Annotated in this window: 11 protein-coding genes and 1 pseudogene; 10 read left to right on the top strand and 2 right to left on the bottom strand. The window is 34.4% G+C overall.

Annotated features, from left to right (window positions below):
* A complete protein-coding gene (locus Q4Q40_RS04855) occupies nucleotides 1-1,458 on the top strand; it encodes an outer membrane protein assembly factor BamB family protein (RefSeq protein ID WP_303300601.1) in 1,458 nt (485 codons plus the stop codon).
* 230 nt (nucleotides 1,459-1,688) lie between these two features.
* The gene (locus Q4Q40_RS04850; RefSeq protein WP_303300600.1) at nucleotides 1,689-2,414 is read left to right on the top strand and encodes a glycerophosphodiester phosphodiesterase family protein; all 726 of its coding nucleotides are present in this window, start codon (nucleotides 1,689-1,691) and stop codon (nucleotides 2,412-2,414) included.
* Nucleotides 2,415-2,437: 23 nt separating this feature from the next.
* Here the strand turns inward: Q4Q40_RS04850 and Q4Q40_RS24190 are convergent.
* A pseudogene (locus tag Q4Q40_RS24190) lies at nucleotides 2,438-2,545 on the bottom strand (IS982 family transposase); the annotation flags it as partial.
* 399 nt (nucleotides 2,546-2,944) lie between these two features.
* On the opposite strand from Q4Q40_RS24190, the gene Q4Q40_RS04845 reads away from it, so the two are divergent.
* The 8 genes from Q4Q40_RS04845 (at nucleotide 2,945) to Q4Q40_RS04810 (ending at nucleotide 12,338) form a co-directional block, all read left to right on the top strand.
* Nucleotides 2,945-4,402 carry an ankyrin repeat domain-containing protein gene (locus Q4Q40_RS04845; protein WP_303300599.1) on the top strand — a complete coding sequence of 486 codons (1,458 nt, stop codon included), beginning with the start codon at nucleotides 2,945-2,947 and terminating at the stop codon, nucleotides 4,400-4,402.
* A 95-nt stretch (nucleotides 4,403-4,497) separates the two neighbouring features.
* Nucleotides 4,498-4,845 carry a hypothetical protein gene (locus Q4Q40_RS04840; protein WP_303300598.1) on the top strand — a complete coding sequence of 116 codons (348 nt, stop codon included), beginning with the start codon at nucleotides 4,498-4,500 and terminating at the stop codon, nucleotides 4,843-4,845.
* 71 nt (nucleotides 4,846-4,916) lie between these two features.
* A complete protein-coding gene (locus tag Q4Q40_RS04835) occupies nucleotides 4,917-5,954 on the top strand; it encodes an outer membrane protein assembly factor BamB family protein (protein ID WP_303300597.1) in 1,038 nt (345 codons plus the stop codon).
* Between the two features lie 74 nt (nucleotides 5,955-6,028).
* Nucleotides 6,029-7,255, top strand: coding sequence for an ankyrin repeat domain-containing protein (locus tag Q4Q40_RS04830; protein ID WP_303300596.1), 1,227 nt, complete (start codon nucleotides 6,029-6,031; stop codon nucleotides 7,253-7,255).
* A gap of 323 nt (nucleotides 7,256-7,578) precedes the next feature.
* Nucleotides 7,579-8,463 carry a hypothetical protein gene (locus tag Q4Q40_RS04825; RefSeq protein ID WP_303300595.1) on the top strand — a complete coding sequence of 295 codons (885 nt, stop codon included), beginning with the start codon at nucleotides 7,579-7,581 and terminating at the stop codon, nucleotides 8,461-8,463.
* A 770-nt stretch (nucleotides 8,464-9,233) separates the two neighbouring features.
* The gene (locus Q4Q40_RS04820; protein WP_303300594.1) at nucleotides 9,234-10,034 is read left to right on the top strand and encodes a DUF3050 domain-containing protein; all 801 of its coding nucleotides are present in this window, start codon (nucleotides 9,234-9,236) and stop codon (nucleotides 10,032-10,034) included.
* 194 nt (nucleotides 10,035-10,228) lie between these two features.
* Nucleotides 10,229-11,242 (top strand): hypothetical protein, encoded by a 1,014-nt coding sequence (locus Q4Q40_RS04815; RefSeq protein ID WP_303300593.1) that lies wholly within the window; start codon nucleotides 10,229-10,231, stop codon nucleotides 11,240-11,242.
* A gap of 136 nt (nucleotides 11,243-11,378) precedes the next feature.
* Entirely contained in the window at nucleotides 11,379-12,338 is a 960-nt protein-coding gene (locus tag Q4Q40_RS04810) for a hypothetical protein (RefSeq protein WP_303300592.1), read from the top strand.
* A 34-nt stretch (nucleotides 12,339-12,372) separates the two neighbouring features.
* Here the strand turns inward: Q4Q40_RS04810 and Q4Q40_RS04805 are convergent, their stop codons facing one another.
* Nucleotides 12,373-12,612 (bottom strand): RNA-dependent RNA polymerase family protein, encoded by a 240-nt coding sequence (locus tag Q4Q40_RS04805; protein WP_303300591.1) that lies wholly within the window; start codon nucleotides 12,610-12,612, stop codon nucleotides 12,373-12,375.
* Nucleotides 12,613-13,045 lie beyond the last annotated feature (433 nt).

The raw sequence follows: 13,045 nt of genomic DNA, 5'->3' as shown, positions 1-13,045 counted from the left end.
ATGAAAACAAAATTTATTTACAAACTATATGTCTTTATAGCAGGTCTTTTCTCTGTATGGTCCTGTTCTGATGACAACAATTTAGTAGACACAAAACCAGTTGCAGCATTTTCTGTAGAGACAGCCGAAATAGAATTAGGTACTACACTTATATTTACAGATGCCTCTTTTGATTTGAATGGTGATATAGAAGTCTGGAACTGGAATTTTGGTAATGGAGAAACCGCTTCAGAACCATCGCCAACATTTACATTTAACACTATAGGAGAGTATTCGGTAACACTTACTGTTACTGATAATAATGGTAATACCAATACGAATAATTTCTCTAAGATAATTAGTGTATTAGAACCGTCTACAGAAACGAAAAACCCGCCCATAGCATGGACATTTGCTTTACCTGGGAAAGTTGAAGATTCATCGCCAGCTGTAGATGATAATGGTAATGTTTATATAGGTACGAGTACCAAAGAAGGGGTACCTAATGTTTTTGCTATTGACAATAATGGACAAGTACTTTGGAGTTATGAGACAGGAGATATTGTACGCTCGGCACCTGCTATCCACTCTAATGGGAATATCTATTTAGGGTCGTATGATGATAATCTTTACGGTTTTACACCAGCAGGTAATATAGCCATGCAATTAGATATCGGTAATAACGCTAAATATAGTGGCCCTGTTTTTGGGTTGAATGGCGAAATTTATATAGGTTCTCAAACAGACGAGCTTATCGCAGTAGATGAAGGTGGTAATGAACTTTGGCGTTTTGATACAGGAGGAGACGTTAATAGCACTCCTGCAATTGGATCGGATGGACGCATATATGTAGGCTCGACAGGCGATTTTTTCTATGCCTTTAATACAGATGGGACAGAAAATTGGAGCTCAGAGTTTGGTTCCTGGACAGCTACTGCTACTGCAATAGCACCTGATGGGACCATTTATTTTGCTGGTGAAGGTAATAATACAGATGCCTCTTTTGGAGGAGTATTAATTGCTTATAACCCCGACGGTACAGAACAATGGCGCGTAGGCCTTACAGATAAGGTAAACCAGGGAGGGCCATGCGTTGCTCCCGATGGAAAGATATATGTTGGTGGTCATGGTAATGAACTCATGGCATTTTCACAAAGTGGTAGCTTATTGTGGTCTTATCCAACAAACGGAAACATACTGTCTACTCCTGCAATCGATAATGATGGCAACATTTATCTTGGTGATGACGAGGGCTACTTTTATGTGGTAGATCCTGAAGGAAATAGAAAATGGAAAGAAACAAAATTAGGCGTAAAAATCTGGAATTCGCCTGCTATAGGTAGTAATGGCAAAATTTATATAGCTGCCGACCAAGACAATGATACAGCCATACTTTATGCATTAGCTACTAATGCAACAGGTTTGGCAGATGGTGGTTGGCCAATGCGTTCTAAGAATGCTAAACATACTGGACGCTAATAGTATTAAGTATAGATTATTATTTTGAAAATTCTGTAGTTGTAAATTAATATATTAAGATGATTAAAATGTTTTTCAATCGCATAGTTAGTAATACGTTGTTCTTTTTAACAGGCCTCTTTATCCTTAGCATATCATGCAATAAGAGGTTTAAAGAAAATAATCAAAATACACAACCGATTAATTATGCGATTGAATACATTAAGAAACAGTCCAAAAATCAAATATTAGTGTGTGCCCATAGGTCATATCATGCGAACCAACCAGAAAATTCAATAAAGTCTATAAAAGAAGCTATCCATTTAGGAGTTGATATGGTTGAGATAGATGTGAGAACAACAAAAGATAACGTACTCGTTTTAATGCATGATGAAGATATTGATAGAACAACTACTGGTCATGGAAATTTAAGTGATTACAGCTGGCCTGAGTTATTAGAGTTTAACTTGTTGCATTATGATTCAATTACGGGGCAAAAAATACCAAAACTCGAAGAGGTCTTAAGTGAAGCCAAAGGTAAGCTCATTCTAAACCTAGATTTAAAGGCTGTGGATTATAATCAATTATATGAATTGTTGGTGAAATTTGATATGACAGATGATGTTATTTCATTTATAGGCAAAAAGCAAAACGTGTTTAAAATGACTGACATTGACTCAACTTATGCTGTTTTGCCTCTATCAAAAAATGCTCAGGACATAACGTTTTATAGCAACCACACCATATCGTCTTTACAACACTTTACAGATGAAAGCTTTAATAAGTCCAATATGGCATTAGCAAAAGCAAATAAACAATTGGTATTTATAAATACGTTATGGGATGAAGATGTAGCATTGGCAGAAGGTAATACGTTACCTGTTGATAGTGTTATTGCGTTACAACCAGCCATTATACAGACAGATTATCCACGGTTGTTGTTGGAGCATTTAAAAAAAATAAAAAGGCATGACTAATTAATTAACTCGAGTTTCCAGTTTTAGATTATCTGTTTGATTTGAAAAGCCATAACAAAGAGTATTAGTTTTATAATAAATCCATCAGTGCTTACAGCGTTGATGTGTCTTGGCATTAAGCTACAAAATTCAACTTAATAAAACCTTACTTTTTTTGGTAAACCAACCTAAAAATACTTCGTGAGTTTTATGGGTATCTGACAAAAACGAAATCTAAAATCTGACTGACCAAAGCAATACGCTAACTTTATGGTGGATTGACATATAAACACTTAAAAAACTGACCACCAAAAACTTGCACAACTCTTACTAAGAACTTTAACTAAGACCTTTAAAATTTAAATAACGGTTGGTAACAATATGTATAGAAAATACTTATTTTAGTGCTTAATCTAATGGTAAGTCCTTATTTGATTGCTTATGATTTTCCGCAGGAAAATCATAGCTCACAAAACTGCACTTCCCATACATCGAACGTTATCTGTAATGATAAACTAAATATAACATACTAAGAAAGAAGAACCACTATAATGCACAACACAAGAGCAAACATTATCACGAATCATCTTCAGTTTTACTTTGGAGATTATTTTAAGAAAAGTAAACAAATAGATAAAGACAACCCATTAGATTTATGCGGACTCTGTTTATTTACCGAATACATATTTAGGAGGTTAGGTGTTTATGAATTAGAAGAATACATTATAAAAACAGTAGGTTGGGATATACTAATTCATGCTTTCGACGAAATTAAATCCAACTCACACATACACTTATTGACATCATTAAAAGAATCAAAACCAAAAGATGAAAATGATGATTCAACTGAGTTGGAAATTCTTTTGGAATGGAATAGTCATAGTGCAAATGATATTTATGACAAGTGTGTATCCTATTTAAGTCACAATATAAATAACACTAAGATTGAAGAAACACTTGCTATGCTACCTCCTCTTCCTGAGGCTAATCAAGAACTATTGGATGCCGGAGCCATAGCAGATTACACGTGGATTAAGAAATTGCTTGATGCAGGTGCTGACCCCAATATTTTGGACGAATATAATTACTCTCCCTTGGCATTAGCTTGGTATGAATATCGAAGAGATTTTGCTCCATCTGCCAAAGTTAAAAAAGCAGTTCTTCTCTTGATTAAATCGAACTCTAATCCATTATTAGAAAATAACCAACGAATTTTAGAAGAAGCCACATTCCCTCCAGAACCAAAAATCTTTGAAGCTTTATTAGAAAATGAATGGAATATAAACCACACTAAAAAGCCATTAGCCTACAAACTGATTTATAGTCTAGGGAGAGAAAAAAATATTGAGAAGAAAAAAGCTTTCAAGAAATGTCTTGATATCGCAATTAGGTATAAGGTTGATTTAAATAGACCAGGCACTCATCAAGGTAGGTTACCTATCACTTTTACAACAGACGATTCTATAATCGAAACTTTACTAAAAAACGGGGCAAAGCCCGAAGTGGAAGCTAGCAACAATTTATATTATCTAACACCTTTAATGAAAGCTGTTTATGATAATAACTTAGAAAAAGTTAAATATTGGTTGACTAAAGGATGTGATATAAACAAACGACTTGCTATTAGATTTACCCAGCATCCTGTTACGTTTCCACCTGGAATAACAGCTCTTGATTTTACAAGGATAATGGAATTTCAGGAAATCAAAAACTATCTAATTAGTCAAGAAGCAATAAAAGGAGAGCCTGTTTCGTGGCTAATCGAGATTACCACATATAGTGGTAAGAATACAGAAAAAAATCATTTAATCGAATTAATTGAAAATATCATAGAAACCAAGACATATGAACCTTACAATGAAAAGGCTTTAAGGTATTTAGATAGTGGAGTTGAAGTTTTCTTGGAGTACGGTAATGCTATTGATTTAATTGATTTGCCAACTCTTGAATTGGCAAAGAAAACACAAGAAAAACTTCTTAAACTAGGATTCGAAACAAGGCTAGTTTGATAACTATTATTAAGCAATAATACAGATAACACTACTATGTAAAATGCATTAAAACGCATTTTACATTAAACGTGTAAACAATTAAAACACTAAATATGGAATTTACACAGGAACAATTAGAACTAATTAAATCAGAAAACCCTCAAATTGAATTTGAATTAAAAAATGAGGAAGTCTTGGCCTTCTATAGTCTTGGGCAGATGCACAATAAAATTGTTAAAATGACAGATAATTTTTTTGGCAACACTAAAATTGGATTATTTACAATAGATGATTTGAATGGGAAAACGGACCTTGATTTTAGCAACCCTGATGATTGGACGGAGGTACACATAGAAACTATATCTTTTTCTCTTACTTGCTCAAATGATTGGGGAGGTAAAGATACATCTACTTTCCAAAATCTCTTAGATATAAAATCAATCGCCTTATTGAAAAAATAACAGTTCACAAAGCCTAAACTGCATTAAAACGCAGTTTAGGCAAATCGTTAGGCATTAATTAATCAAACTGAATGAAAGCAAAAAAGCTTCTTGAATTCAAACTAAAAGGAGAAAGAAATATTTCATCAAGGAAATCGCTAATAATTGGTGAACAGATTTATGTCCCATTCATTTTCGACAAAAAAGGTTTTGTAGCAAGCAAGATTATTTGTTTGAATAAAAATGACTTTGAAGTCAATTGGGAATATGATTATCCTTTTGTTATTAATAACATTTTAGAATCTACAGATGGGAATATTCTGGTTTGCTGTATGGACGGTAAACTAAATGAACTTGATTCAAAAAATGGCGAGCAGATAAAAACGCTTGAATTAGAAATGGATAGGTGTGGACAATCCTCTGCCATCAATGGAAGTAGTATTATAATAGGAGGTGTTCAGGGAACTAAAAAAACTAACTGTCTTGATTTAGAAACTCAATCAATTAGATGGTCTTTTGACAATGGTGGACACTCTTATATTCCATTGATAAGTAATGAAAAGGTATATCAATGCACTGAAAAAAAGATTAGATGTATAGAATTAGATTCTGGTAAGCTAATTTGGGAGGTGACAGAAGAAAGCACCTATATCTTTAATCCAATATCACTTGAAGAGTTAATTGTTGTTGGTGGTCATGGTTTGGTAAATATTTATGATAGCGTAAAGGGAAAACTACTTCATCAAATAGAAACAGGCATTAGAGAATCGATAAGAGCAATTATAGCCGAAAACAACAATCTTTATTTTGGGGATAGTTCAGGTGTTTTTTATGCCTATGAGATTAACGAAAAGAAAAACTTACTTGGTAAAAAAAGTATTCAATCTAAAGAATTGTGGAGATTCGAGTCTAAAGGAAGTATTGAAAGCCTACCTAAAATTGTTGGAGAATCCATCATGTTTATTAATGACGACAATAAATTGATTTGCCTAGATATGAGAAGCGGTGAAAGCAAATGGAGTTTCAATACCAAAGGTGAAGCAGGAATATCAAGTATTATAACAGATGATGAAGACATATTTCTATCTGTTGGAAAAGGATATGTATACAAACTGAAAGAAGAAAACTAATGCCAATACTATGCAAAAATGCATTGAAACCCATTTTACATTAAACGTTAGCTTGAATTAAAAAAACTAAAAAAATGGAAATTGATCTTACAAAAGAACTAATCTTATCAGCAGAAAAAGGACAAATTGAAAAAGTAAAGGATGCATTAAAAAATGGAGCAAACCCGAATTCCATGGGTCCAAATTCTGGAGCACTTCATGTTGCAGCTTTTAATGGACACAAAGAAATAGTTGAAGAACTACTTAATGCATCTGCGAATCCTAACATTGCCGACAAGCAGTCTTTTTGTCCGCTTCACCTAGCCGCCTCAAAAGGACATTCTTCAATCTGCTTGGCATTACTTAAAGCTGAAGCAGAAATCGAGACCACAACGGACAAAGGAGGAACTGCCCTACATGTTGCTGCTGCCTCTGGTTATCATAAAGTTGTTGACCTATTAATTAACGAAGGCGCCAATGTTAATGCCGTGGATACCGACAACAACAGCACCCCTCTAATTTCTGCAGCTCTTCAAGGAGAAAACAGTTGTGTAGAATCATTGGTTTCTGCAGGTGCTGATATAACTATTCAAGACAAATTCCAAGAAACAGCACTATTCAAGGCCATCTGGAAACTTAGTCAAACAAAAGAAAGTGGCTGGATAAGTGAAGGTGAAAATGATGGCAGACGGGTCAAGTATACCCTAGAGAAAGGAGCATTTAGATACTACAATGGTAAGAACAACCCTAAAGACCCTTATCAAATAGGTTCTATTCTTTCCATCACCGATCAAGAACATTGTTTAACACTAGATTGGGGTCCTAAACAGCACCTTAAGTATTTAAATGCGCTCGATGCTGCGATTATCCTTATTAAGGCTGGTAGTGAAGTAAATTTAATCAATGATCATGGCCAATCACCAATGTGGTGGGCTTGTGAATGCGGTGAAAGCATTCTTATTAAGGAGTTGTTTGAAGCCGGTGCCAGCTTCGATGCAAAGCAAAAAATCGGTAGATCTACTAATTCTACATGTCTGCATAGAGTGGCTGCAAGTGGTAGAATAGATGGTATCGAAACATATTTTCAATTACACAATTCAAATGATATAAATGCACCTGATGCCTCAGGATGGACACCATTGCACTATTTGGCAGACTTAGGCGGACACATCAGAATGGCGGAAATTTTAATAGAAAATGGAGCGGATAAAAGCATTAAAAGTTTTGAAGATTGTGATAACGGATTTCCAAAAAGAAAAATTACTGCATCCCAAGTTGCTTTTCATTGGAATGATTCAGAAATGGGTGATTTTTTGAAATAATTAAATAAAACTTCAAGATAACAATAGTGACTGTTGCACAACTCAAAATTTTTAGGAAATCATGTGTTTTTAATTTTTAAATAATTATTAAGTTACTGATTGTCAATATTTATTATTTTTAAAGTTCCCAGAAACAACCTAATTCAATCAAAAAAAGTAGTTGTGCAACAGCCACAATATGTATAGAAAATGCTTATTTTAGTGCTTAATCTAATAGTAAGTCCTTATTTGATTGCTTCTGATTTTCCTGCGGAAAATCATAGCTCACAAAACTGCACTTCCCATACATCGAACGTTATAAACAATAAAGACTAAGAAAACTAATGCCAACAAATCATCCAGCCAGAATCTTTTTTCTTCTTGCAAGAGAGGTGAATAAAGCAATAGTTTTTAGGAGAGGTCCAACAAAATGGACTCAAATGATCGTTTGGGATTTGAATTCAGATGAGTTAGAGTATGGACAATGGAGCAAAGTAAAATTTCAAAAATGGAGATGTGATATATCACCATCAGGGAAATATTTAATTTATTTAGACGACCAATTTGAAAATGGTGACAGTGCTACCGTTGTAAGTAAACCACCTTTTTGGACTGCAATAACAAAATGGAAACACTATAATCCTTTATTTGGTATTGGTGGTGGAATTTTCAAATCCGAAAATGAGATAACATTGAATTGGCATTATATGCTTGAGGCGGACGAACTATTTCCTGCACCTCCTCAACTTAAAATGATATGTAAGGGTGAATCATTTAATATAGAAACCACTCGTTTAGAAAGAGACGGGTGGCATTTGTTGGATTCCAAAGAGTTTATTAATCTTCAATTGAAAAAACAACGAGAACCATCAACGTTCTGGAATGACATCAACCTAGAAAATCAATTTCAGTCATCACCAGATTTATGGTCAAAACCTATTACAAAGAATGCTTCATTATATCGCCTATCATATATGCATCCAAAAAAAATCAAAAGGCTAAATAAGTTTTTCTTTAAAAGAAGACAAGAAGTAAAAGAACTTAAAGAAATCGAATGGGCTGAGATTGATTATAATGGACGAATTATTGCAACAAGAAACGGAACCTTGTTAGCTTCCAAAGTTTTTGATGATGGTTCTGTGCAATTAGATAACTTAGAGTTCCTGTACGATTTAAACCCGCAAGAACCTGTAGAAATTTCAGTGCCAGATATAATGAAACAATGGTAATAAATGATAAATGAAAGTTTATAATCGAGTAGACGGGTGACGACCTAACGGTCGCCACTACGCCTCTCACACCACCGTACGTACGGGTCTCGTATGCGGCGGTTCGTAAATCATCACACCAAAGCTCTTTTCACCCTTGGCACTATCTTCTAGTTTAGGCATAGGCTACCACTAGTGCTCCTATCCGAATTTTGAAGAGAATTACGTTCAGTCCTTCCCTACTTGTGAGACTTCAAGAGTATTGCCCTAACTCGTTTCCCTTAGGTAATATGACTTCTGCTGACTTCTCCATTATACTAACTCGTGATTATGGAGACCTCCCCAGGTAATGACATCTTCTTTCACTCAATCACTGCCGTATCTACATATCTGCCCGTTTGATACTCTTTTGGGTGTTACAATGATGTGCTTGCTTGCTTACCCGAGTAATTATGCCTCTGTATACGGTTCGTGTTCCTCAGTACCGAGCTTTGTAGTATCGCTTCCTTCAGATAAAATCTCACGATTTTCACCCTTGCGACTTACTAATGCTTCAAAACGTTACTCCTACGCATAAGGGACTTGCACCCTCTAGATTAATTATTTACCTTTCGGCAGTTAAAAGATGCCCATGCTGGGCACACACAAGGTATAACCGCAATTACGGCGGATTCGACTACGTCCGAATCCATTCGAAATTGCTAAGGTCAGTGTCAAACCGAAAATTAACGCATATTAACCCGTAACTGACGGTTATACTAGACCGTTTATATGCAAGCAATAAAAACAGAATGAATAGAATACAACATATAGAAAATGAGATTTCTGAGCTAAGAAATAAATTGCAGCATCATAAACTTTATGAAAGTCTTAAGAATGTTGATGACATTAAAACTTTTATGGAGAACCACATATTTGCTGTTTGGGACTTTATGTCACTTTTAAAATTCCTTCAAATAAAGCTGACAAATGTTCAAACACCTTGGGTGCCATCTAAAAATCCGACTCTTTCGAGATTCATTAATGAAATCGTACACGGAGAAGAAAGCGACATAAATGAATTAGGGGAACCTAAAAGTCATTTTGAAATGTATTTGGATGCAATGATTCAGGCCAAAGTAAATACCTCCGAAATTGATAATTTTATAAGATTAATTGAATCTGGAAATTCAATTCGATATTCACTTAATCAAATCAGTATCGATAAAAGAGTAGCTGATTTTGTTACATTTTCATTTTCAATCATTGAAACGAATAAAACACATCTTGTTGCTTCCGCATTTACATTTGGACGAGAAGATGTAATTCCTGATATGTTTATTGAAATACTTAAAAATGCTGATTCTGAAAACGAATCATATAGCAAGTTGACTTATTATCTTGAAAGACATATAGAATTAGATGGGGATGAGCACGGTCCGATATCTCTTAAAATGATTTCAGAACTTTGTGGTAATGACGATCAAAAGTGGAACGAAACTTTAACAATCGCAAAACAATCTTTACAGAAGAGAATTTCTCTTTGGGATGCGATTAGTGAATTAATACAAAAAGAAAAAGCAGCATATAATAACATTGTATATAGCAAATAGAGCGTTCGGTAATTAACGAAAGTTCAGTGCTATTCACGAACACCGCCAAATCGTTGATTTGGCTTTTAAAATGAATAATATAAAAACAAAATACAACGCTTTGGCTTATTGTAAGCTTGAAAGCTTATTGCTTTCTACTGCCCTACTTACCATATACTAAACGTTTGTAGTTAATTTGATCTTCAAAACGGAAAATGAAAAACATATTAATCAACTTTCTGATTGTCTTACTGAGTCTAAAATCTGTTTTTGGACAAGTTCGTTCAATTCAGTGGAATAATTTGCCAAATGAGAACGAGAATATTTTTCCATTAGCCTACATAGATGGAGCTAGCAATATTGAAAAGAAGATTAATACGTATCTACAAGATACATACTTGAATCATGAAGAAGCGTATCGAGACTCATTTTTTGAATATGAGGGATTAACCCCAACTGCAAATATTTGTGGAGTCAGTATTACATATGAACATGAATTTAATACGGCACCTGGAATAATGTCGTTTACTGATTTACATTTTTTCGACTTGCGTTCAGGTGAAAAACTTGTAATCGATAAATTCTTTACAGAAAGTGGGAAAAAGAGTTTTCTTAAAATAGTAAATGAACGCAAAAACAACTTTGTAAGCGAATTCAAAACTACAATTAGCAAAGAACAAGAGGACTATGAGAAGCTAATTGAGATAGTAGAGTATACTTTAAATGATAATATTAGTCTGAACAATATTGGTGAGGGATACGATTTAGTCCTTGAAAATGATAGGATCAAAATCAAGAAAAATTGGGAATATGCTTGGGGAATTGGAAGACACGATCTTCCCTATATTGTTTTGGATTGTTCATACCAAGAACTTGAACCTTTACTAAACGATTATGGTAAGAAACTTATTATTACTCCTAAAAAAACCACCGAAAACAAGTTATTCTATGGATACATTGCTGGAAAATATAAGATATCAGCTTTGATAAGAGGGTTGAATGATCCAATTAAAATTACTTACTGGTATGAAAGCAACAAAACACCAATAAACTGGAAGGGGAAAACTGAGGAAAAAAAGTATCTACTAACAGAAATAGATGAAGATTTAATGCCAAGAGCTAAAATAGAATTGGCATTTTATGATGACAATAAGAAGATCAGGGGTGTTGGTAAATGGTATGATCTAGTCAAAAAGAAAACCCTGACTATTGAATTTTTTGAACACTGAAAAATAAACATAACAAATGCTAAAACGCCATAAGCTATCTTAGTTGTTTGTAAAAGCCTATGTAATCCGATAGATTATGATAATAATTAAAAATGATTCAGCTTACAGCGTTTAGCTGGCCGTTAGCACCAATTAGATGGAATTAGAAAACTCATACATATTTGGTTTTAGAGAAAGAATATTTGAATGCGTTATGCTTTCGGATTCTGAATGGGTAGTCAGAACAACTCGCAAAATCTTGCATTTTAAAGATGATCAGCTTCTCAAAGAAATTGAGATTAATGATTATGGAAATATTATTGACTCTTTCTGGGGTGGTGATTATGCATTTTGCATTCTCAGAGATCGAGCATTTCTCATTGGGGTTAACAAATGTTATTGTTGGGATTTAAAAGACTATACATTCAATGAGTATAGCATTCAAAATACTCTTGAAAGATCACCAAATCATCCTAATACATCCCTTCGCCCATTTAAAGCTTCTGTAAACACGGACAACAATTCAATTTGGATTCTGCTTGCTTCACAAGTATTAGGTGACTCAACTTTATATGCCGAGTTGTTCGTATCCGATTCAATGGATTTTGAATGGAAAAACAAACACGCTAATCACCTCATAGCCAAGGATTATCCAAGAAAAATCCAACATTTTACGAATAGTGGATATGATGCTCCTGACATAAGTGATTTGTGCTTGTTAAATGGTAAGAGATTATGCTACACAACTGGATTTCATACAGCATATGGAAAGTATGACATGGATTACTCAATCTTAACAGAAATAGACCAAAGTGAGAAATCTATTAAGCAAAATGTGAGTACAGAAAGTTGCTTTGGATATTTCAGTTCTGATAAGAATACAATCATAATTAAACCCTTGTATAAAAAAGGTGAAAGCAAAGGGAAAATGTTCTTGAGAAACACACTAACCTTTGAACCTGAATACTTGAAATTCCCAAGAGGAGCGACTCAATTCAGAATACTAGATGTATTTGAGGGAACGGTTTTATTATCAAATGATAGTCAAGGCAAATACCCTGCTTATTCAATTAAGGGAGAAGACAAATTGCAAATTCTAAAAATGAAAAGGTGTTAGTCGAGTAAGCCAAAGGAATTTCACCCCTAACTTCTCACACCTGTTGTGCGATACGATCGCTTACTGTTGGAATTCCTAATAGACGTACTTTTCCGCCTCCTTTAGGTATTTCAACGCGTTTAATTCTATTGGCTAAATAACTTCCTGAAGCTAATCGGTTCCAGATTTTATACAATGCCTTTGAGCGAATTTTTTCAAATTCTTCCAAAGTTTGCTTGTCTATTCCCGCGCTTCCTTTGTTCTTCTTTACCAATTTATAAGCTTCCCACACCATCGCTTTTGTGATGGGTATTGACCTTGTTTCTTCTTTAAAAATCATCCTTTCTCAAGTTGTTTTTTAGTTCTTAAACTGCATAATTGAATCTCTTTGCTCCTCTCCCATTACAGAAGGTTCTTCACTACTACGAATTCATCCGCTATCTAAATTTACATTGGTAATCGTCTTACAGGTATTGCCTGCTTGAGTTTTCCCTGTTTGCGTAATTTTAGACTTCCTGCGTTCCAAAATAAAGCCTAAATAAGAGTCATGCCTCCTTAATGGCGGTTGCCGCATAGCCTGTTAATTAGGTCGCCGCTATACTTTTCCCTAAAACCTCGATATGTCCTAGGTTTTGACAACAACTTGTCTTTTCGTCACTTCATCGGTAGGTTCGTTTTCGCTCATCTCTCTTATTTTCACCTGACTGTTTCGTACAGCCTTTTCTACT

Source organism: Flavivirga jejuensis, assembly GCF_030540765.1.
In the GTDB taxonomy this organism is placed as follows: Bacteria; Bacteroidota; Bacteroidia; order Flavobacteriales; family Flavobacteriaceae; genus Flavivirga; species Flavivirga jejuensis.
Note: the sequence above shows the minus strand (reverse complement) of the source record. Positions and strands in the feature narration are given on the sequence as shown.